The sequence below is a fragment of the Legionella sp. genome (genome assembly GCF_047605385.1).
Lineage (GTDB): Bacteria > Pseudomonadota > Gammaproteobacteria > Legionellales > Legionellaceae > Legionella.
Genome location: NZ_JASGFU010000002.1, coordinates 13,298 through 35,687, shown reverse-complemented (window position 1 = coordinate 35,687; position 22,390 = coordinate 13,298). Strand labels below are relative to the sequence as shown.

Here is a 22,390-nt window from a genome sequence, read left to right as displayed (position 1 = left end):
AAGGCGTCCCATATTCATGCGAACTCTTGATGATAAAGCTCATCTTTTTGCCTTATTGGCTGAAGGAATAACTGTTATTACCCCCAATAATCGGCTGAGTGAATCCATAATACAGCAATATTTTAACTATTGCGGTGATAAAACCATAAATAAACCAAGATGCTTACCTTATAGCGTGATGCTTGTTAAAGCTTATGAAGAACTTTCTTTACAAAACCCCAAAATAAATTTACCCATTTTATTAAATGCCTCCCAAAGCCAATATTTATGGCGTAATACAATAAAAAAACACCCACAACTAACCTACAGTGAAGGTTTACTTGACTCCATTATCAGCGCTTGGGAATGGTGTGAACAATGGCAAGTAGACTCTGAGGATGCATCCTTTTTCTACACCCCTCAAACAAGACAGTTTCAACAATGGTGGCAATCTATCAATCAACAATTAAAACAAGGACATTTAATCACGGAAAACCAACTTGTTCCTTATCTCATTCAAGCAAAGAGCCAATTATTTGCTCACCCAATAGTCTGGGTATGCTTTGATGATTTTAGCCCGCAGCAAAAAAGTTTACAGCAATATTTACACACATTAGGATTAGAGCAGTACCGTTATGAATTATCAGAGCGTTCAACCAAACCACAATTATTGGCTGCAAAAGACGACCAACAAGAATACCAACAATTAATTGCCTGGATTCGGGTACAGCTTAATGCTGGAGCACACCAAATTGGGGTTGTAGTCCCAGATTTACAACAAAAATCACATTTGCTACAAAGAATACTGGCACAACATTTTGATACTGCGTTATTTAACATCTCTTTAGGTCAAGCTCTTAGTGAATTTCCTCTAGTAGCCCATGCCCTATGTTGGCTCAATTTAGAGGATACGCAACTGACTCATCATCAGGCAGCCTTATTGTTACAATCCCCCTATCTTAGCGGTTCGCAAAAGGAATTTATCAAACGTTCGGAATATCTCCAAGACAGTACTTTATTAGAAGAGCAAATGTTTTCTCTAAAGGCTTTTATTCATGACCTAGAACCTGCCGCCGAGCGGCTTGCATCCTCATTAAAAAAAATTAAGGCCTATCCCAAAGAAGCCAGTGTGCATGAATGGATAGACTTATTTCAAGAACGCTTAAATGATTTAGGCTTTCCAGGTGATTATGGATTAAACTCTGAAAATTATCAGTGTTTTAATCGTTTTGCACTGCTGTTTGACGAATTGCGACTATTCTATATTTTAAATCCTTGCCTCAAAAAAACTGAAGCACTTACTGCTATTAAAGTCCTTGCAGACCAGACCATATTCCAGGCCCAAAAAACTGGAGCGTTCATTCACGTTTCCGGTTTATTAGAAGCTTCAGGATGCGAGTTCGATCGTTTATGGGTTATGGGCCTAACTGATCAATGCTTACCACAAAAAGTACATTTGTCTGCCTTTATCCCGCCGCAACTACAACGCGAGTTAAGCATGCCCCACAGCCTGCCTGCGCGTGAGCTACACTATGCTCAGCAAATCTTACAACGCTTTCAGTATAGTTCAGATGAGATAGTATTCAGTTTTGCCGAATTACAAGGCGATAATCCTAATTTACCCTGTTCATTAATTGCAAATTATCCTCCATTTAAATTACTGCCTATCGCAGTAGAATCAAGCAACCAGGAACTCTGTTGTGAGGAAGAAAATTACTCCATTGCACTTAAGATTGATGAAACCATTTCAGGTGGTACGACTTTATTGGCCAATCAAGCCAAATGTCCCTTTAAAGCTTTTGCTGAGCATCGCTTACGCGCTAAAGCGTCTGCTTATACTAACGATGGGTTCAATGCCAAAGAGCGAGGGCAAATTATTCATAAAATCATGGAGCTTTTATGGCAAAAAATAAAAAACCATCAGACTTTATCCACTTTGGATAGACTAGAACTAGATGGTTTAATTGCAAAAACCATTCATACGGTTTTATCCACATTACAACAGAAACATCCAGAGTCTTTTTCAACGGTGCTACAAGAAATAGAACATACCCGCCTAAAACATCTGGCACAAAATTGTTTGGAATGGGAAAAACAACGAATACCATTTCAAATTGGTGCTATTGAGCAATCGTACACTATAAATTTCGCAGGACTTGATTTTCAAGTGCGTGTCGACCGTTTGGATCAAGTTGCTGGTAAGAAATGGGTTATTGATTATAAAAGCAGCCTACCAGGAAGCAAGCCTTGGAATGAAGAGCGACCAAAAGAACCACAATTATTACTTTATGCTTTATTAGATGAGCAAATTAATGCTTTACTATTAATGCAACTAAAAACAGGGAAAATTAAGTGTAGTGGTTTTAGTGAAGAAAAACAAGACATTGCCGGGATTGCTTTCTTAAAAAAAGGAGAAGCATGGGAGGAATACAGAACTGTCTGGCATCAGCAATTAACCCTATTAGCAGAAGAGTTTCAACAAGGTCATTGCCCTCCTCAACCAGATCAACCGGCCATCTGTCAATATTGTGACTACCGTAATTTATGCCGCTATCAAACTAATGAATGAACACCTAAAATCCAGCCATAAAAATGTACAAATAAAAAACAATCCACTTGGTATCTTTGCAAATTTATGTTATAAAGCCATCTTGCCACCCTCATTGCAAGTTGAATTGCTCAGATTAAATACCCCATTGATTTTATAAAGAGAATCACCATGCCTGAAAATACACATGCACTGTTTGATAAATTAAATAATTATCATACTCAATTAAGCGACTTATTTGCGGCAACAAACTACCCAAACGCACAAGAGTGTATAAAAAAAATACAAGATTATTATGATTTATCTTTGCGAAAATCAAAACACTATGAGACATCAGAAAAAATACTTAAGACTTATAAGAATTATATTGAGCTACTTGCTAAATTAAAAAGTATCTGGAGTAATTATAACGCTGCAGATGTAAGTAAGGTATTTGCAGAACAACAGAGTTTTTTTTATAACGTCGATAAAATATATAAAAATGCCAAAACTGAGATCCTAAACACAATTCAGTCAAGATATTTTGATGTTCTTCTTTATGATTTGTATAAAATTGCAGAATTAATTTTCTCAGCTGCTGCTGCCTTATCAATGTATGCCTCCATATTTCTTATTGCATTACCAATGATGCTAGTACAACCCCCTTTAGGCATTACAGTCATGATAACCTGTGGTGGTTTATTATTAGCAGCGGCCACTAAATGTTTTCAATCAATAAAGGAGTTTAGGACTTCAAGCCGTCATGATGACGAATATAACAATGAAAAATACTTACTTGATTTTTTTAAACCGCCTCCACTACAAAAGCAGATTGACACTCCTAACTCTTATGAACAAGATGAGTCATCAAGTGACCTAATTTTTTACTGACTTAATAATTATATTCCAACTCAAATTAAACCTCTCAAAAAAACTTATGGACAGGTTTAATTTCTTTAATATGCCTAAGTCCTTAGCTGCTGCATTGCGAAAATTAACCAGATGTTTAATAATGGTAAAATCGCTAAACTATGGAGTGAATATGCCACTCAATTTATTAAAAACGCAAATCATTTATTGTGGCCTAATCGCTTGCTTACTGAGTAGTTGTGCATACCCACCCTACAACAATTTCAGGCCAAGAAATTACGTCTTACGCGGGGCAACCATTGGTGCTACCATGGGAACAGCTGTTGGTGCAGCAACCACTGGAACAGTACCTGGTGCATTAGCGGGTACCGCTATTGGAGGAGTAACTGGAGCCATATTAGGTACAGGAACTAACCCCAAACGTGGACTTATTAGGGCATTACAAAAATGCGATATTCAATTCGTGCAGTACGGCGATACAATGACGCTTATTATCCCAACAGATAAGTACTTTATGTTTAACAGTCCTAGGCTTAATGAATTACGTTATAAAAGTTTACAAAATATTGCCGCGCTCTTACGACTCTACCCAGATAAACCAGTGTATGTTGCTGGGTTTACTGATAATGTTGGCACCGAGCATCATAAAGATCTATTATCGCAAGCTCAAGCAGAAAGCATGATGACTTATTTGTGGGCGAATGGCATTCATGCCCTAAGGCTCAAAACTGAGGGCTATGGAGAAAAAAATACCGTTGCGGATAATGCATGGATTCATGCCAGTGCAATGAATCGACGAGTAGAAATCCAATGGTTTATTGGGAGAACACCTAAGCTATGTTGTGTCGCTCCGCTAACAAAACCAATTAACTATGCAATGAAATAATAATGGTGTAAAAGGTGTATTAATGCATTCAAGGTTTTTAGGTGGAATTCTTTTAATTGTAGGAACATCGATAGGTGGCGGAATGCTTGCCCTGCCAGTTGCCAATGCAGCAACAGGTTTTTGGCAATCCTCCTTGTTTCTATTTATTTGTTGGATTTTCATGACTTTGGGCGCTTTTTTTATTCTTGAGGCCAACCTTTATCTTCCCCGCGGCACACATATGATATCCATGGCAGCTGCAACCTTAGGGAATACCGGCATTCTTGTGGCCTGGGTTAGTTATTTATTTCTACTGTATACTTTGCTATCTGCTTATATTTCTGGTGGTGCGGACGTTTTAAACAGCCTACTCTTAAAAATGGGAGTAACACTTGCCAATTGGCAAGTGAGTTTATTATTTACCTTTCTTTTCGGCCTCATTGTGTATGGCGGTATTCGTTATGTTGACTATGTAAACCGTGCCTTAATGTTTGGTAAATTAGCCATCTATGTGCTTTTGGTTATTCTGATTACTCCCCATATTGATGTTCGCCATTTTCAGCATGGTCATTGGCGTTATATTGGTGCCTCCATCATGATTTTAATCACTTCCTTTGGATTTGCCATTATTGTGCCTAATCTTCGTGACTATTTTGATGATGACATTAAGCTCCTGAAAAAAGTGATTTTTATAGGTTCATTGATTCCTTTATTTTGTTATTTAGCTTGGGATGCCATTATTATGGGTGCCATTCCTGCTGAAGGTAATCAAAACCTGGAAAGCTTGATGCAAAACCCACATACTACGAGTGCTCTTGCTGATTTATTAGCACAGCAGGTACAAAGTATTACCATTAATGCTTTTTTTAATTTTTTCACATCCATATGCATGCTTACTGCCTTTTTGGGTGTTTCTTTATGCTTGTATAGCTTTTTAGCAGATGGTTTAAAATTACGTGATGAAGGAGGTTACAGTATTGGTTTATTTCTATTAACTTTTGCTCCCCCTCTCTTGATTGTTATTTATTACCCTGGCGCCTATATTCATGCTTTAGGTTATGCAGGGATTTTTTGTATTATTTTGCTACTATTACTTCCTGCACTTATGTGTTATTTTGGCAGAAAAAATCACCAGGCAGTCTTTACTGTTCCAGGTGGCAAAATAACTCAATACATGGTGATGCTGGTTTCGTTTGCTCTTTTAGCGCATGAAGTTTATATGTTATGGCCTTAGACAGAGTCTCATGTCATCATTGACTTCGTGTGAAAAACAATATACCATTGTGTTCAATAATTAAACAATTTGGGTTACATCATAATGATCAATTCAAAACTGCTTGGTGGTATTCTGCTGATTGTCGGAACCTCCATAGGTGGTGGAATGCTTGCTTTACCTGTATCCACAGCAGAAGTAGGATTTACTAATTCAATTTTTTTCCTTTTTTTCTGCTGGTTGGTGATGACCGCAGGCGCTTTGCTCATCCTGGAAGTTAATTTACGCCTCCCAACAGGCAGTAATATGATTTCCATGGCCAAAAGCACCTTAGGCTTACCTGGACAAATCATCGCATGGATCACTTATTTATTTTTATTATATACTTTACTTTCAGCTTATATTTCTGGCGGTACTGATGTATTCAGCAGTTTATTGCATAAAGCCAATATCAATCTTCCTAACAGTCTTACCGCGATTATCTTTACTCTTTTATTTGGCTTTATCGTTTATAAAGGCATACGTTCTGTAGACTATGTCAATCGTGGCTTAATGTTTGGCAAATTAGGCATCTATTTACTATTGGTAGTCATTATTAGCCCTCACACTTCCCCTACAGAATTAGCCGGTGGTTCTGCACGTGCGTTTACTGGCACTTTGATGATACTAATCACCTCTTTTGGCTATGCAACCATCATCCCAAGCCTAAGAGACTACTTTGTTGATGATACACATGCTTTAAGACGTGTTATTCTGCTAGGCTCCTTAATCCCCCTAGCATGTTACATTGTTTGGGATGGAGTGATTATGAGCGTTATATCGCGAGAAGGCGAGCATGGTTTAATAGCTTTAATGAATTCAGAGCATGCCACCAGTGGCTTAACTGAAGCTTTAAGCCGATCCATACAAAATCAATGGATCAGCGGCTTTTTTGGCTTTTTTACTTCCATTTGTATGCTCACGGCCTTTCTTGGAGTATCGCTAGGCTTATTTGACTTTTTAGCCGATGGTTTAAAATTACAAAAATCTGGCATTCAAAGAAAATACACCTTAATCTTAACCTTTCTCCCACCCTTAGCAGTAGTCCTTTTTTACCCTGGTATTTATTTAAATGCTTTAAGCTATGCAGGTATTTGCTGTGTGATTTTATTATTATTACTTCCTGCCTTTATGGCTTGGAGAGGTAGAAAAGTAAGTGTGGCTCCTGACAGTCATTTAGTGCCTGGAGGAAATCTTAGCTTGGCATTAATCGCTTTGATTGCCAGTGGATTGCTTATTATAGCGGTTAATGGTTAGCCTTCTGCTCAGATTGAACCCCAACTCAATTTCGAAACCATCTCATGATTTCAAATAGAACCGCCAAGTTAATAGCGGTTCTAAATAGTAGTCTAATCATATTTAGCTTCCTGCACCAACAAATAATTTACATTAGCAAGCACGTGGTTATGGTACTTAATTGCTCTTGCTTAATAGGCTCATGGTATGAAGTTTTCAAAGAACTTGGCGTAAAAGTAACTTGCTTCTTCTTATATCCCAAACCAAGTTGGCCAAATTCGTTACGTCCACACATTAAAACTCTTTTTTTAGTAAGTAATATGATGTAATCCTCTCCTGTGGCAATTTGCTCAACCTTTTCTCCTACAGATAAAATATCTGATAATAAAACCTCGCTAAACTTGGTTTGATCATTAGTATTTCCAAGCCCCAGTCGTCCATCATTATTATATCCACTTACTAAAACTCTATTTTTGGAGGTAAGTAACACAGTTTGGTCTCTTGCCGCAGCAATTTGTTGAATTTTTTCTTTTTCGAATAAAACCGATAATGAGGATTCGGTGAATTCTAATTGAAAGTTGGTGTGCCCTAGCCCAAGCTGGCCATGATTATTCATTCCATTAACCAAAAGTCTATTATTAGAGGTGACTAACATCGTGCTACACTTGCCAACAAAAAGTTGTAAAATCTTCTCTTCTTCATATAAAATCGGTAATGGGGACTCAATGAATTTATTTTGGGAGGCCTTTAGGTCAAACCCAAATCGGTTATAGTTGTTGACTCCACTCATTAGAACTCTATTTTTAGAAGTAAGGAGTACAGTATGAGAATCACCCGCACCAATTTGCTCAATTTCTTCCCTTTCGTGTAAAGGTAAAAAAACATCGGTAAATTTAAAGAAACAATCTTTTCTAAATTTTGATTTAGATTGAGTAGCAATTCCCAGTTGACCCATTTCATTTTCGCCACAAGTGAGAATTCTGTTCTTAGAAGTCAGCACTATTGTATGCTTGTTACCTGCAGCAATTCTTTTAATATATTCGCTTTTATGCAAAATATGTGATATCGAGACGTTGATGCATTTTAATTGAGGCTTGATAGAAGAATGATCTTTTTCTTCTCTAATTCCAAGCGCACCGGTCCAATTAATGCCACATACTAGAAGCTCATTTTTATCAGTGAGGATTACAGTATGGAATGTTCCTGAGTCTATTTTATATTTGGGGATTTCACCTCTGTGTTTTTGAATATTTTCATTATGATAAAAAAAATTGCAAGTCGCCATTAAAGAAGAAATCTCCCTCTTATTTAAGCGATTAGCAATTTGCTGTTCCCAAATATAAGGAACAATTAGAATATCTTATGGGCAAAATATAAGTACCCTATGCACGCGAGCAACAAAAGACTAACCATTTTAAAGAGGGATCACACTAAAAAGCGTTTACACTCTTCTAATAATTTCAGAAGAATTCAGAACTATATACCAAAATCGCTTACTCATTTTTATATGTTACTACGAGGTTTTCATACCTCACTCCTCATAGATTTTTACCTGCATCTCCTGAGTTGAGCTTTTCCATGCTCTTTTCATAAGTTCTGTATTAAATGAAATCCCAAAATCACCGTGTTTATTCAGAGAAACCACCCCCATTTCCCCTTGTAAAAGATTACGTTTATGAATCACATAATCACAGGCATCTTGCACATTCATTTTTGCTTCAACCATCATCGCAATTGTATGCCCAACAACCTCTCGAATAAGAAACTCCCCTTCGCCTGTTCCTGAGACAGCACAGCTATTATTGTTTGCATAACACCCTGCACCAATCACACAGCTATCACCAATACGCCCAGGCAGACAATTACTAAGCCCTCCAGTTGAAGTAGCTGCGGCCAAATTTCCCGCATAATCCAAAGCAACTGCTCCTACCGTACCTTTCATACGTTTATGTTGAATATCTTCCAAAGTCTCAATTTGATTCAAGCGCTTATACTCTTCCAATTGATTAGGCATGATAAAATAAGATTCGGGCTCCAATGCCAAACCATACTTTTTTGCTAATTCTAAAGCCCCATAACCAGAAAGAAAAACATGTTTGGTTTTTTCCATAATCACACGTGCTAACAAAATAGGATTTTTAACCGAGCGTATCATAGACACAGCACCAGCCTGTAAGGTTTCCCCATCCATAATGGATGCATCCATTTCAACCTCACCACGATTATTCAATGCCGAGCCTTTTCCAGCATTAAATAGAGGATTATCCTCAAGGCTTAACACCGCTTCTTGCACTGCCTCTAAAGCGCTGCCTTTTTTTTCTAAAACGGTGTATCCTTTCGCAACTGCTGCCGCTAAGCCGTGTTTGCATTCTTCTTGATGCGCTTGTAAAAAAGGACTGTTATCACTTGCACCACCATGTACTGCAATTGCTATTTTATTCATGCTCATTATCCATTAAAAATGATCTTTTGCTTTTGGAGGAATAGCGGGATTAGCTAAAACACGTTTTGAAATTGAAAATTGGCAACCCTTAACCAAAAGGTGAACACGTAAATTTTCCACAAAAACCGCTTCCTCCTCTTCAACCTCAGTAATATTTGTTTGATCGATATAGCGTCCATCAATAATAACTACCATCCCTGAACCATGACATTCTGCGTCTGTCCCATTACGAATAACTAGTGCAGTATCTTCCCCTAGACCAATACCTAATTGTTCGGGGTTCATAATGATCGCATGCGCCAGACGGCTAAAACGTCCGCGTTTAATAAAATGAGTATCGATAATGCACGATTGTAAAATACCTAAACCAGAACAAGTTAACAAATTACGGTACCTTAATGCCTCTGAAAGGCCTCCTCCCATGATCATAACCGAAGACATCACCATAGCCCCAGCACTGGTCCCAGCAACAATAAACTCACTGTCTTTCATGTAACGTTCTTTGATAATCTCAACAATGGGTGTCCCACCAAGAATAGTGGATAAACGAAATTGATCGCCGCCAGTGAAAAAAATGGCTCCCGCATTTTCTGCCCGACTTATATACTCAGGAAGTCTCGCTTCCGTTCTTTTTTTAATAGGTAAAAACCCAATATTATTGTACCCCATATTATTAAATACTTTTTGATATTCTTTTTTGATTTCGCTTTGAATTTCTGAGCCTGTAGTAATAATTTCTATTTTTTTATTCGAGGGTGGCAATAACTCCCGTAAAATCTCATAGCGTGTAAACTCTTCATCTTGCTCCACACATTCAGGTAAATCGCCTCCTTTATCTTCAGCACCACCAATAATGAGTAATTTAGCCTTGGGCGTCATTGTAAACCTCGTTTATTTTGTTGTATTGTTTTTCTTTCTTTTTAAGTAAGCTTGTTACTCCAAACACATCTTCAACAGCACAAAATACAAAAGTATCTGAATGAGAACGCTCCAATACACACTCAATTGCATTGATTTCATCTGAGATGATTTTTACTGCCGGTTTAAATCCAGAGCGTGCAATTCCAGCACATAAATGCTGAGTGATATTAGTATTGTTACGCCCTCTGCCATCTTTATCATGACGAATAATAATTTCATCAAACATTGATGCTGAATGGTATCCTAATTTTTCAATATCTTCATCGCGTCTATCTCCTGGAACCCCAATAATGCCAATTTTGGTCTCGCATTCAATGGTTTCCAGATAATTTTTTATCTCACAAAGAGCCCCTTCATTATGAGCATAATCAATCATTACATCACATTGCGGAAAACGAAAAAGGTTCATCCGTCCTGGAAGATTTTCAGGAGTAGGCTGAAATTGGTGCAAGGCTTCTTTAATCTTGTCATAGGAAAAATTGCTGATCACTGCCGCCAATACCGCTGACAACATATTGAGGATCATACACGTTGCTGCTCCTTGAAAACTAATGGGTACATCGTTCACACGGCACAGACAATAACGCTCATCACCACGACGAATCATCACTTGTCCATCAGCAATATAAGCAGCTAACCCACCACCATCACAGTGTTTTCTAATCCGTGGGCTTTCAAACATACTAAATAATGCAATATTACACTCCAAATCTTTTTTAATACTGTAGGTTAAATTGTCATCAGCATTTAAAATACTATAACCTGATTTGTTCGTGCTCCTCGCTACTACTGATTTTACATCCGCTAAATCTTCAATAGTATGAATGTCTTCAAGGCCTAAATGATCTTCAGAAATGTTGGTAATCACACTTATATTACATTCATCAAAGCCTAATCCTGAACGTAAAATACCGCCACGTGCGCATTCTAATACAGCAAAATCAACTTCTGGTGATTGCAAAACCATCTCTGCACTTGCAGGACCACTACAGTCCCCTTCAATAATCATTTTATTATTGATATATATCCCTTCCGTAGTAGTTGCTCCCGTAGTATAACCGACATGTCGCGCTATATAGGAAATTAACCGGACAACGGTTGTTTTACCGTTGGTACCAGTCACTGCAATAAGAGGTATTCTTGCTGCAGCAGCGCTAGGATAAAGCATATTCATCAACGGTTCTGCAACATTTCTTGGTTGGCCTTCATTAGGAGCTAAATGCATTCTTAAACCAGGCCCCGCATTGACTTCGATAATTGCTCCGTGATGCTCTCCTAAAGGCTGACGAATATCTTTAGCAACTACATCAATACCACAAATATCTAATCCAATTAAACGTGCAGCACGTTCTGCTAAGAATAAGTTCAATGGATGCACTTCATCAGTAACATCAGTAGCCGTGCCGCCTGAGCTTAAATTAGCTGCTTCTTTTAAATACAAAACCTGACCTAAAGAAAGCACGCTCGCTAAATTCAAATTATTTTGACGTAAAATTGAAAAGGTTGAATCATCAATTTTGATTGTTGTTAATATCTTTTCATGTGCTTCACCACGATTTGGATCTTGGTTGGCTTGTTGAATTAATTCTTCAATTGAAGAAATACCGTCACCAACAATCATTGCTGGTGTACGTTTTGCTACGGCAACTACTTTATAATTAATCACTAAAAATCGATAATCATTGCCAGTGATATAGCGTTCAATAATCATGTTAGCGGAGATTTTTTGTGCTTGCTCAAATCCAAAAAGTGCTTTTTGGCTAGTGGTAATGTTGGTGGTCACACCTTTACCATGGTTACCATTTAAGGGCTTAATAACTAAAGGAAAGCCCAACTCTTCAATGGCTTTGGTTAATTCTTCTTTAGTTTTCACTGTAAGCCCTTTAGGAGTAGGGAGGCAATGTGTACTTAAAATTTGTTTTGTTAATTCCTTATCCGAAGCAATATCCACAGCAATAGAGCTGGTCTTAGAAGTAACAGCAGCCCAAATTTTCTTTTGGTTACAACCATGCCCTAAAGTGATTAAGGAACTGTCATGTAAGCAGGTATACGGTATTTTACGGCGAATCGCCTCATCAACAATTGCTTGAGTGCTTGGTCCTAGACTTTCTTTTTTATAAATTTCTTTTAAGTGTGCAATCTTCTCTTGAATAGGATAATCGTTACCCTCTGCCAAGGCAGTAATAAATTTTACTGCAGCTTCTCCAGCATATAGTCCAGCATTTGCAGTTTTGTAAGCAAATATGACATAATAAATTCCATATTCTTTTGTGCCATAAGTCCTACCAAAACCACAATCTATTCCTGCTAAACATTGTAATTCCAAGGCAACATGTTCGATTACATGCCCTAACCACGTGCCTTCCTCAAGTCTGATTTTAAGTCCACCTTCAACACCCTCAGAACAACGATGACTGTATAAGCTAGGAAGATATCCCAAGAGGCGTTGATTGAAATTACCGAGTAAATTAGTTGGCAATTCTTCATAAATTCCAAGGTCAAGTTTCATCACAATCAAATGTTTTCTATAGTTTGACCAATAATTTGGACCTCGTAAAACTTGAGTTTTTAAAATTTTCATTCTCATTCCTTTGATTATCATGATGAAATTAATAAAAAAGTCATTTTAGCTTAGGTAAAAAAGTTCAATTCTTCAAATATGCTCTAAAATATTCTGATTTAATTTAATAAACCAAATAAATGCGTTAGATGGAGCAAACAAATTATTTCCTATAATTTTTTGTCATCTAAATATAAAGTTTAGACCTTAAATTAGGTTTAATGTAAGTAAAATATGATCTCTTAGTAATAACATAGTTAAGATTTTTGTTGTGTTGCTATTTTTAAACATATAAAAGACCTATCTTCCCTGGGAAAATAGGCCGTCTCACTATTAGTGATGCATTTTATTCTGAAAATCTTTAATTGCTTTTTTTATTTGTTCTTCAGTGTAACCATAATGTTTTTGCAATACTCCATATAACTCTTGTTGGTTACCTTTAATTTTTTTGAGGTCATCATCAGTTAATTTACCCCAAAATTGTTTTATCTTCCCTTTCATTTCTTCCCATTTTCCTTCAAAAATATTCTCATTCATTTGAACTCTCCTTAGTCAAATATTAGGGCACACCCTAAACTAATAAAAAAATTTTATTAGTGAAACTAACTCTAGTACATATTCACTTAATGTTCAAAATAAGAACTCATGTGTTTTAAAAGATCTTCATTTCATGCCATTATTTATTGAAGGATCCACAAAAAAATACGAAGGTAAAAAACCTAATTTTTTTAGCTTCCAATATCACTACACCGCACAAAAATTAACTGACTTTAGCAGCTTCAGAGAAATGAAACTAAACTTCTATTTTAACTAGGAAAATTTTATGAAATTTTCAAATTTATTAAAATTAATGCGAATTTGGCCTCCATTTTTAGGTGCCGGCATTAGCGTAAAGAGTTTTAGCCCTGATTATACTCATCTTGTAGTGCAAATGAAGTTGCATTTTTGGAATCAAAACTACGTGGGAACTCAATATGGGGGCTCGATTTATTCAATGACCGACCCCTTTTATATGCTCATGCTTATGAATCTCTTAGGTAAAGAGTATATTATTTGGGATAAATCTGCTTCCATCCACTACAAAAAACCAGCTAAAGGTACTATTTATGCCACATTTACTTTATCAGCAGAACAAATTACTCGAATTCGCCAACAAATAGAACAAGAAGATAAAGTTGAACCCGAATTTATAGTACCGATTACCGATGATCAAGGAAAACTCATAGCAGAGGTTAAAAAAATACTTTATGTTGCTAAAAAAACAAGCAGTTAATTCTTTTGCTATACTGTTTACAGCATGACAATAATAAGGGGGCCCAATGGAACAAAAATCAGATTCAAAAGCAAAAAAAATGATTCTTTGCGCATTATTAGGTTTACTTCCCTTATCTCTATCTCATGCAGACTCTGCCTGTACATTATTACCAGTAGCCAATTACCAAACACCTTTTTGCCAAAACCAATACCAAAAAATAATACACTTTACCCCTCATGTGTTTAATACTCAAAATCAAAACGTTATCCCAGGGCAAACTTTAGGAGGTATCATAGGTATTTATAGGCATATTAACAATGGTGAGCAAACCTGTTACATCAGTTGCGGGCTACAAAGATTAAATGGCGAGGCACCTAATGAAAATACGATGTTTGAATTAGCCTCAGTCACGAAAACCTTTACCGGCGCAGTGTTAGGCACTCTAGTACATAAACGATTATTAAAACCATCCAATTTAGCAAGTACATTACTGCCTTCCAATTTTTCGTTAACCGCTAATGAGGCTCCGGTAACCTTAGAACAATTGGTAACCTTTTCTGGTGGGGTATGTTTTTCTAATCCACCTGATGTCAACATACACAGCGGCAATCCGATTTTAAATCAAAAAAATTATGTACGCGCAATAAATCGCTTGGATCCGTCATTTCCATATTGTCTTGGTGAACAACGACTTGGCGCTAACCCAAGATCAATCTATCAAACCACACTTTTACCAACGCAAAATCATTATTCAAACAGTAGCCTCGGCTTATTAGCACAAGCACTCATGAATTATGAAGGCTTCCCAGATGCTTTAGAAGGGAGTTTTAATGGGTGGATTTGCTCAAATATCACTAATCCTTTAGAGATGAACAGCACTAATGCCTGTTTACCTAAGCAAGCTAAAAATGGGACTTGCCCTACTAAAACAACAGTCAATGGTACGCCTTGTAATACCCATAATTGGAAAAATGCTCAATATGCCATGGGCTACCACCTTAATAACCAACACTATCAGCAAGGCGCTCCCTTCCCATTTATTCCTTGGGCGGGTGCCGGTGCCCTACGCAGTAATGCAAGTGACATGATTAAATACATTCGTGCTAATTTAGGCATTCGCACCAACAATAACCCCAAACAAATAGATCTAATTCAGGGGATGCAAATAGCTCATGCAGCCAATAAATATCTTCCTTCGCCCATCAATCAACCAGCAAAATGGAATATTGGGAATCAATTTCCTATCAAAGGTGGGCAAGGCTATGCCTGGGTCTGCGAAATAATTAACAATGACCGCATTTGCGGAAAAATTGGTGGACACATCAACTTTCGTAGCTTTATTGGCATTAGCACGAAAAAACAATATGGAGTAATAGTGTTATTTAACACCGGCGCAAATGGCCGCAGCAAAGTACCCACTGTGAGTGAAATTGGAGTTAATTTAATTAAAAATTACTGAGCTATTACAAAACCATCGCCGGTGTTTCATCAGCATCCATCGTCTTATCAGCGTATTCCTGCAAATTACTTGCCGTTGAGGTTTTTGATTTAATACGAAAGAAGGAATGACGTGTTTGAGTCGTATTGAGGTTAAATCTTTCTTTATCCGATCGGTGCATTTGTGCAACCTCCATAAAACTCTTTTCACAGGTCTTGCCATCAGTAGACAACGTGTATTTGCGATTGAGTGCTTTTTCGAAAGTTAGCGTTGCTTTCGACTGTTCAACATCCAATTGAATTTTTTGCCATAAGGACTCTAGCACCATACCTTTTAGATTAGCACTCATCGAATCACTTTCTAACAAACGTGAAATACTATTTTCCACTTTGATTTTTAATAAGTCCTCGCCAATAGCCGGGCTATCCGTATTAGAACAGCTAGCTATGCTGCGAGTAATCCAAGGTACAATCAGTGCAAAAAAATGTTTTGGCCATTCCACAATTAATTGCAAACCAAAATGAATCACTGCGCTTACAGAAGATAGAAAGAAAAAGGTACTCGGGAACAACCAATGACATAATGCAGTCGAAGCCAATGTATTAATTTCAGCAAGTGACCAGGATGTACCGAAGACAGCGCTCGAAGCTGCGATCAAAGCAGCAAATAAATAACAACCCAGATACACCAATTCAAGTATAAACATCTCCGTCACGAAAGCAGTCGGTGCGGTAAGTGCTGTAATAAGTAACACAAGATTGAAAAGCCAGTTGTACTTATTATCTACCGAATTATTAATAATCACGGATCCTGCGTAGAGCTGGAGCATACAAAGCAAGGGCAGCCCTGCTGTATATGTAGCAATACCGTTGATTATAAATGCTATATAAGGAACCAAATAGAAATTAATCAAAGGAGGTAACAAAGTAACAGCATAGTTTAGGCCCAGCCTTCCCAGGACAAGTAGCGATTCACCAATAGATTTTAAAAATGAAAAAGCAATACGTCCAGTTAATTTTAATTGATTCAACACATCTTCTGATCCTGAAAATGGCTTATAATACACAGGGATTTGTTTTTGAAATGCAAAAAATGCAGTCAGCCATTGATTGGAGCAAGCAACACATCGCTTTGCTAGCTCTTTATTGTATGTTTTATTGAAGGAAAAGTTGTGGTCTAAATGCTGATTGTTTTTTGGTGTTCTACGTTTAAAATCCAGGTAATTAGGCTCCCATCCTTTTTCTGTTAGTTCGAGAGCTTCAATAAATTGATTTAATCCCTCTTCAGTCAATTCAGGTAGATTTTGTAACCCTCTTTGTTGACGTGCTTTGATTATCCATAACAGTTCACTAGGAGAGAGAGATTGGGCAAGCTGAGTCAGTGTTGATAAGGACATAACTTCTGTTTCAAGCAAGCTTAAAACACTTTCGGATTTATCTATTTTCTCAAGCAGGCTACTATTCTCCCAATTTTTGTTAAATTCTACCCTCAAATTGATTAATTTAGCTGTATCACTATCTAACTGTAATTGTCTATTTTCTGGGAAATACTTAGCTACTCCTGGATTTTGTTTTAATGCATAATCCATTACCTGTTTATTATCTTGAAGTTCTGGGCTTAAATATTTATAAAAAAAACCATTTTTAGCTACTAATTTTAACGCTATTTCCATGTTATTTAAAAAGAAAGAGGAAGGATATCCCCTTAATAAATCACAGTTCGGTTTAATCACCATCAGCAACAATTCAATCTGAGAATCACTTTCATCAGTCCTGCCACTTTGAATCATTTCTTTAGTAACAAAGTCTATTTTGCCTATGAGAGCATCAAAAAAAACACTATTATTCCTTAATGCTCCGGGTAAATAACGCCATAATTCAGAGTTAGCTAATACGGAGTTAGCAATCAAAGACGGATATTTATCAACTAACTTCCTGTTATCCGTTAAAATCTGTCGTATCTGTTGGGGATTATCTTGGGCGTTTTGCAGTGTTTCGTTTAAAGTGCAAAGCATTTCCACACTAATGCCTGTAGGCAAACGTAAATTATAGTGTTGGGCATTTTCTTCATTTAGCGTGTTAAAATTAACAAGGAAGTTTTCCTTCTCTAATTTTTTTTCAACAAGTTTTTTTAACTCAGCTAAAACATCACTCTTCTTAAATATGGAAAGTGCTTCTTCATATTTTACAATAGATTGCCGATCATTTTCAGTAAAATAAAGACCAAAAAATTCGCCAAGTTTTGGGTAAATACTATTCGTCTCTGCTTCCGTTAGTACCTGCACTTCGTTGTCCCAGTCAGAAAGATCGAGTTCAGCCAAAGGGCCCGTTCGCAGGCTTAATAAGGCATGTTCAGCCAGATTGTTTATAAGATTAGCCTCATACTGCGTAAAATATTCTTCGTATACCGATTCAAAGTATGCCGTCATCGATGGAGTTTGAATAAGATAGGCATATGCATCTTCGATCTCCTTTTCATTATCCACGCCAAGTGACTTCTTTTTGGCCAGTGAAATTATATGCATGACCGTATGTATGGACAGAGCCTCACCCACATGGTGTATGGCATTGTATTCATCTGCGATGCGCTGAATAATGTTACTGCGTTGCTCATGAAGCTCAACTAAAATCCAATTAGTGTCTGACCGGTATTTTCTCAAGTGTGTATTAAATTCTGTGGCAATACCCGGTTCGCATACATTTGGGCCCATTGCTCTTTTTAATTCCTCAAGAAATTTAGCCTGGGTTGATTTGGAAATACAAAACTGTGCATTGTCTCCAGTGTATAAAAAATAAAAATTTTCAAAAAGCACTAAGGCATCTTCAAGCGATAAATTAAATCGGTTTCCATTTACAACCTGCTTGCGTCTTTCTTGAAAAGATTCAAACAATTCTTTGTATTCTGCTGGAATCTGTCTTTTAAACGATCCCATTAATAGATCCCATTTTGCCTCAACTGACATCTTTTTATCAAAATATCCTTCGCCGAATTGTGAGTGAAGATAAATCTTCATGGCCTCATTATGTTTCGTAAAATCAGGCTTTTGGTAGAGCATTTTCGTAGGTAAATATAAAATCGGGTTAATCATAATAAGAACTTAAAGGAATATTTATGGGCAGATTATACTGAAAATACGCATAAATGAGTAGACTAAAATTGTCCAGCACAAAGATATTACAATAAGAATAAATGATTATTAATATTCTGTTAATAAATTTCGGTTAATATTTTTTATTAAGTTTCATCATTAATGAGAAAATACTATGAAGTTTAAAGGTTCACAATTTGAAGAAAGGTATAATGATTTTTGGAACAATGAAATTGTTAAGGCTTATAATTTATTAAAAAAACACGGTAATTTTGGGCATACAAACTTTTTTTCCACCAATGATTTAGGTACAAGCCGTTTAATAGGAAAATACGTCAATGGGGTTAATACGTTAATTAATAACCTTTATCGTCAAATAAATTTATTTGACGATAAAGAATATATAAAGAAATATATAGCTAAAACAAAAAATATAGTCACTAAAGATCTGAATAAATTTAAAGCGAAAATCCCTCAAATATTATCTTTTATTAGTATCTTAGAGAATAATAATTCTGATATTGATTTAAATGATAATATGGTTGATGTAGATAATCAATTTATACCGCTTGCAGATGAATTTATCGTTTGTAATCAACCACTGATTCCAGAATTAAATCTAAATGATCCAGACTGGAACTTTAATTAGGCTTTACTTGTAAACGATATTAACGCCTTATCTTACTAAGTGAGCACAGGGACTGTGCCCCTCTCTTGTGTATAATAAAGACTAATTCACAATAAATTCATGCACTAAACGTTTAAATTCTTCTGGATATTCAATCATTGGTAAATGCCCACAATCATTAAAGCAATAATACTTTGCGTGAGCAATTTGCTGTGCAAATTGCTTGACTAAAGGCTCTCGAAAAACCAAATCCTGCTCTGCAGCCAAAACTAAAGTCGGTACATCTATTTTCTGCAACCAAGCACTAGAATCAAATTTTTTTAGTGCCTCATACTGCCCATCATACCCCTTATCAGAAAAAGGATATGGATTATTTAGGCTCATTTGAATTAACAATTCAAGCATCCCAGGTTGAGCTATAAATTGATAAGAAAAAAACCAGCTGCATGCAGCTTTAATAATTATTTCAGCAGGCAATTTAGCTCTACGCATTTCTCGTTGTGCTTCAACATAAACCCGAAACGGAGTACCAAGTACTGCGGCTGAATTACTAATGACTACAGAGTGCACCAACTCTTTATGTTTTACAGCCAAAGTTTGAACAATATACCCACCCATAGAACTGCCCACAAAATGAGCTTTTTGAATTCCCAACTTCGTACAAAGCCCAGCCACATCATCTGCCATTTGTTCAATGCTGTAGGGACCATCAGGAACGTCGGTCTGTCCGGCACCGCGATTATCCAATAAAATCACCTGATAATTTTCTTTAAAATAATCAACTACTGCTCCCCAGACCAAATGATCCGCAGTAAAACCACCAATCAGCACAAGAGGCTCTCCTTCTCCATGTATTTCATAGTACATATTAATATCCTTTACTTTCATATGAGCCATAACTTTTTCCTGGCCTTTGAGGGTATTATTTTAATAGTATAATCAAATTTTTTGAAAATATTAGAAAGATATGATCATAAACAGTTGCAGATCTCATATAATTCGTTTATAAATTTTTACAAAGCCATGAACAAGGAAATAATGGAGTACAATGTGGTTCACATCAAGCGTCTTTTTTCTTTAATATTTCTTTTTTCATTTTTTTCTTATGCTTATACAGCGCCCCCGTCGATCGCGCGCTATACAGTTATTGGAGCAAATCCAGAGGGTAATGTTGCGGCATTCATGATTACTCATTTTGGTTCTTCATCACATTCCCCTTTTGCTACCTTTATGATTAAACGAGCAGGAAAGCCAGATCCTCTCTATCAAGATGGTGCTTACAAAATGGATGGGGGTGAAAAAGAACTTGCGGAACTAGCAGATTATTTATTAGAGAAAAATATTGAAGTATTAAAAAACTACAAAATTAATCCCAATAGTGACTCCATTTCTGAAGCCAACATGGTGATTTCAGATACTAATCAACCTGAAATCACCTCTGGATGGGTGGATGTTGGTAAGCGTGGTACTAAAGAATTCACTGTTAAAAGTATTCCCTCCGAAAATTGTGCCGATAATCCTAAAGCAATCGATTTGGAGTTTTGGTTTAATGGCAATAATCAGCTTACAGCAAAACAAAAACCAGACTCTTGTTGGGATAATGATTTTTCAGTAAGAAATATTTACCAAACACAAAAAGCTCTTTGGTTTATAGTGAATAAACATTCCTATGGTCTTTCAGACCAAGATGTCTATTTAGTAGATATTCAAGGAGTGATGCTCCACTAGTGGATCAATGAGCTCTGTCAGCTGACCGATGTGACCTCCTTTACGATACCAAAAAGATGTTATTTTCTCTTTTAAAGCTCGATTTTTATCATCAGATGGTTTTCCTGGTTTCAATCCAAGCCCTATACTGAGTGAAGCAGCAACATCTATCACCCCATCATCGATTACATTAGTCACACTTATATTAGGTTGTTCTTTTGTTCTATTTGCGGGTTTATTGTCTGCGTTTAACAAACGAGACATTTCAGCTACAGAATCCATTTCACAACATAACGAGTAAAGGACTGCGCTAAAAGCGGGTGTTATCGGCATCGTGAGTGGGTTTTCAGTCCATAATAGTTGAATTGAAAAAAGCGCGCCTAAAATCAACCCGGCTAAACTACCAGCCACTAAACCACCGATAGCAATTGCGCTACCTGCAATGCTACTGATCAAGTTAACAGCATTATCAATAAATGACGCCATGGCTGAAAATATTTCATTTATTGCAAAAGCGGCCAAATTAAATGGATAGGCCAAACAATAACCAATATTATTGAATAAGGATTTAATATCATCGCTTATTGATTTTGAAAAGAAACTAAATGGAAAGGCTATCATTTCGCCAATAACAGTCATTGTTTCTTGTAGCAAGGATCCAATTGATTGAATACAAAACGCACCAATATAGCCAATGGCTGCTGTTGCACTAGCTGTTACCAAGCCTACCGAAGCTACAAATCCCGCAAATGTCGTACCCAAAGCGATACCTGAAAGAGCTAGCGCAATCGTCGAAGTAATTAATGGAGCATAACTTGACTGTTTGGAAGTTTCTTTATTAATCATATTTCGCTTAATACTTGCCGGAATAACCGATGCAATACATGCAAACGATCGATCTACTTCAAGATTTACCAAATGACCTTCTTCATGCAGTTGCCGTGCCACATGCGTTGCAACGCCTCCACCTAATGAATAGCCATGAAGAGTGATATTTTGTGCGGGAATGCCTTGATCAATGAGACGTTTGGCTTGTTGATAGCCCGCTGTAAATAAATTATGTGTAGAATGCGTTTCACCCATACTGGAACCTACTCCAGGGTAATTCCAGAATATATAATTTTTATTCGATTCGGTCGTAATACGATCGTAGGCTGTATAAAAATTCATAGCATCTTGTAAATTACCACAACAAAAAATCTCATATTGCTGATTTGGATTTGGTTGCTTTTGCCTTGCTTCAAGCATTTCTAACCCGTCTACTGATAGTGAAGCCAATGTATGTGTTTTAGTTATTTCATCATACTTAGCTTTAAACATATTAAATGGATGGTCTGCCTTGGCTCGCTCAAACAAGGATTCTTCTGTGCACAATCCTTGCTCATCATTTATTAATGGCTTCTTTTTTTCTACATGGTATTTAGCTTGCAATACAGCGAACATGACTAATGTGGAAAGATACGTGGGCGTCATCAATCCCCGCTCACCTAAACCAGAAAAGGCATGATACATATCCATTGGGAATTGAATCGGAAATTCTTGATTGATTTGTTTTGGCATTTTTTCTCACTACACAGTTAAATCAAAAGAGACATTATAACACGAATTGATCTAATAGTAA

Annotated in this window: 17 protein-coding genes; 9 read left to right on the top strand and 8 right to left on the bottom strand. The window is 36.8% G+C overall.

The genetic code is table 11. The annotated features are described in order from the left end of the window. Positions 1–16 precede the first annotated feature (16 nt). The 5 genes from QM652_RS00935 to QM652_RS00915 all read left to right on the top strand — a co-directional run bounded on the left by QM652_RS00935 (position 17) and on the right by QM652_RS00915 (position 6,750). The gene (locus QM652_RS00935; protein ID WP_415072272.1) at positions 17–2,548 is read left to right on the top strand and encodes a PD-(D/E)XK nuclease family protein; all 2,532 of its coding nucleotides are present in this window, start codon (positions 17–19) and stop codon (positions 2,546–2,548) included. Positions 2,549–2,698: 150 nt separating this feature from the next. Beyond that, positions 2,699–3,397: a hypothetical protein gene (locus QM652_RS00930; protein WP_415072271.1), complete on the top strand. Its 699-nt coding sequence runs from the start codon at positions 2,699–2,701 to the stop codon at positions 3,395–3,397. Positions 3,398–3,548: 151 nt separating this feature from the next. Next, a complete protein-coding gene (gene cmpA, locus QM652_RS00925; RefSeq protein ID WP_415072270.1) occupies positions 3,549–4,262 on the top strand; it encodes a C-OmpA-like family protein CmpA in 714 nt (237 codons plus the stop codon). Positions 4,263–4,284: 22 nt separating this feature from the next. Next, entirely contained in the window at positions 4,285–5,475 is a 1,191-nt protein-coding gene (locus QM652_RS00920) for an amino acid permease (RefSeq protein WP_415072269.1), read from the top strand. Positions 5,476–5,559: 84 nt separating this feature from the next. Further along, positions 5,560–6,750 carry an amino acid permease gene (locus QM652_RS00915; RefSeq protein WP_415072268.1) on the top strand — a complete coding sequence of 397 codons (1,191 nt, stop codon included), beginning with the start codon at positions 5,560–5,562 and terminating at the stop codon, positions 6,748–6,750. A gap of 127 nt (positions 6,751–6,877) precedes the next feature. On the opposite strand, the gene QM652_RS00910 is transcribed toward QM652_RS00915, so the two are convergent. From QM652_RS00910 to QM652_RS00890, 5 genes are all read right to left on the bottom strand, one after another. Further along, positions 6,878–8,014, bottom strand: a complete 1,137-nt coding sequence (locus QM652_RS00910) for an RCC1 domain-containing protein (RefSeq protein WP_415072267.1) — start codon at positions 8,012–8,014, stop codon at positions 6,878–6,880. Between the two features lie 246 nt (positions 8,015–8,260). Then, positions 8,261–9,172 (bottom strand): isoaspartyl peptidase/L-asparaginase family protein, encoded by a 912-nt coding sequence (locus QM652_RS00905; protein ID WP_415072266.1) that lies wholly within the window; start codon positions 9,170–9,172, stop codon positions 8,261–8,263. A 12-nt stretch (positions 9,173–9,184) separates the two neighbouring features. After that, positions 9,185–10,051, bottom strand: a complete 867-nt coding sequence (locus QM652_RS00900) for a cyanophycinase (protein ID WP_415072265.1) — start codon at positions 10,049–10,051, stop codon at positions 9,185–9,187. Beyond that, complete coding sequence (cphA, locus tag QM652_RS00895; RefSeq protein WP_415072264.1) at positions 10,035–12,674, bottom strand: cyanophycin synthetase; 2,640 nt, start codon at positions 12,672–12,674, stop codon at positions 10,035–10,037. The genes QM652_RS00900 and cphA overlap by 17 nt, the downstream gene beginning before the upstream one ends. A 312-nt stretch (positions 12,675–12,986) precedes the next feature. Further along, positions 12,987–13,190, bottom strand: coding sequence for a CsbD family protein (locus tag QM652_RS00890; protein ID WP_415072263.1), 204 nt, complete (start codon positions 13,188–13,190; stop codon positions 12,987–12,989). A gap of 286 nt (positions 13,191–13,476) precedes the next feature. Here QM652_RS00890 and QM652_RS00885 point away from each other — a divergent pair, with 286 nt between their 5' ends. Then, positions 13,477–13,926, top strand: coding sequence for a YiiD C-terminal domain-containing protein (locus tag QM652_RS00885; RefSeq protein WP_415072262.1), 450 nt, complete (start codon positions 13,477–13,479; stop codon positions 13,924–13,926). Between the two features lie 46 nt (positions 13,927–13,972). Beyond that, a complete protein-coding gene (locus QM652_RS00880; RefSeq protein ID WP_415072261.1) occupies positions 13,973–15,367 on the top strand; it encodes a serine hydrolase domain-containing protein in 1,395 nt (464 codons plus the stop codon). A 4-nt stretch (positions 15,368–15,371) separates the two neighbouring features. Here QM652_RS00880 and QM652_RS00875 read toward each other — a convergent pair whose 3' ends face one another. Further along, entirely contained in the window at positions 15,372–18,359 is a 2,988-nt protein-coding gene (locus tag QM652_RS00875) for a DUF4116 domain-containing protein (RefSeq protein WP_415072260.1), read from the bottom strand. A gap of 250 nt (positions 18,360–18,609) precedes the next feature. Between QM652_RS00875 and QM652_RS00870 the strand changes: the two genes are divergently transcribed. Continuing rightward, positions 18,610–19,083: a hypothetical protein gene (locus QM652_RS00870; RefSeq protein WP_415072259.1), complete on the top strand. Its 474-nt coding sequence runs from the start codon at positions 18,610–18,612 to the stop codon at positions 19,081–19,083. Positions 19,084–19,164: 81 nt separating this feature from the next. On the opposite strand, the gene QM652_RS00865 is transcribed toward QM652_RS00870, so the two are convergent. Further along, positions 19,165–19,929, bottom strand: coding sequence for an alpha/beta fold hydrolase (locus QM652_RS00865; protein WP_415072258.1), 765 nt, complete (start codon positions 19,927–19,929; stop codon positions 19,165–19,167). Positions 19,930–20,100: 171 nt separating this feature from the next. On the opposite strand from QM652_RS00865, the gene QM652_RS00860 reads away from it, so the two are divergent. Beyond that, positions 20,101–20,790 (top strand): hypothetical protein, encoded by a 690-nt coding sequence (locus QM652_RS00860; RefSeq protein ID WP_415072257.1) that lies wholly within the window; start codon positions 20,101–20,103, stop codon positions 20,788–20,790. Here QM652_RS00860 and QM652_RS00855 read toward each other — a convergent pair. Beyond that, positions 20,758–22,329: a hypothetical protein gene (locus QM652_RS00855; RefSeq protein WP_415072256.1), complete on the bottom strand. Its 1,572-nt coding sequence runs from the start codon at positions 22,327–22,329 to the stop codon at positions 20,758–20,760. The two genes, QM652_RS00860 and QM652_RS00855, sit on opposite strands and share 33 nt — an antisense overlap. Positions 22,330–22,390: the final 61 nt, after the last annotated feature.

Bases quoted from the DNA above. Each gene is read 5' to 3' on its own strand.
- QM652_RS00935 (WP_415072272.1), top strand. From the start codon at position 17: ATGCGAACTCTTGATGATAAAGCTCATCTTTTTGCCTTATTGGCTGAA.
- QM652_RS00930 (WP_415072271.1), top strand. From the start codon at position 2,699: ATGCCTGAAAATACACATGCACTGTTTGATAAATTAAATAATTATCAT.
- cmpA (WP_415072270.1), top strand. From the start codon at position 3,549: ATGCCACTCAATTTATTAAAAACGCAAATCATTTATTGTGGCCTAATC.
- QM652_RS00920 (WP_415072269.1), top strand. From the start codon at position 4,285: ATGCATTCAAGGTTTTTAGGTGGAATTCTTTTAATTGTAGGAACATCG.
- QM652_RS00915 (WP_415072268.1), top strand. From the start codon at position 5,560: ATGATCAATTCAAAACTGCTTGGTGGTATTCTGCTGATTGTCGGAACC.
- QM652_RS00910 (WP_415072267.1), bottom strand. From the start codon at position 8,014: ATGGCGACTTGCAATTTTTTTTATCATAATGAAAATATTCAAAAACAC.
- QM652_RS00905 (WP_415072266.1), bottom strand. From the start codon at position 9,172: ATGAATAAAATAGCAATTGCAGTACATGGTGGTGCAAGTGATAACAGT.
- QM652_RS00900 (WP_415072265.1), bottom strand. From the start codon at position 10,051: ATGACGCCCAAGGCTAAATTACTCATTATTGGTGGTGCTGAAGATAAA.
- cphA (WP_415072264.1), bottom strand. From the start codon at position 12,674: ATGAAAATTTTAAAAACTCAAGTTTTACGAGGTCCAAATTATTGGTCA.
- QM652_RS00890 (WP_415072263.1), bottom strand. From the start codon at position 13,190: ATGAATGAGAATATTTTTGAAGGAAAATGGGAAGAAATGAAAGGGAAG.
- QM652_RS00885 (WP_415072262.1), top strand. From the start codon at position 13,477: ATGAAATTTTCAAATTTATTAAAATTAATGCGAATTTGGCCTCCATTT.
- QM652_RS00880 (WP_415072261.1), top strand. From the start codon at position 13,973: ATGGAACAAAAATCAGATTCAAAAGCAAAAAAAATGATTCTTTGCGCA.
- QM652_RS00875 (WP_415072260.1), bottom strand. From the start codon at position 18,359: ATGAAGATTTATCTTCACTCACAATTCGGCGAAGGATATTTTGATAAA.
- QM652_RS00870 (WP_415072259.1), top strand. From the start codon at position 18,610: ATGAAGTTTAAAGGTTCACAATTTGAAGAAAGGTATAATGATTTTTGG.
- QM652_RS00865 (WP_415072258.1), bottom strand. From the start codon at position 19,929: ATGTACTATGAAATACATGGAGAAGGAGAGCCTCTTGTGCTGATTGGT.
- QM652_RS00860 (WP_415072257.1), top strand. From the start codon at position 20,101: ATGGAGTACAATGTGGTTCACATCAAGCGTCTTTTTTCTTTAATATTT.
- QM652_RS00855 (WP_415072256.1), bottom strand. From the start codon at position 22,329: ATGCCAAAACAAATCAATCAAGAATTTCCGATTCAATTCCCAATGGAT.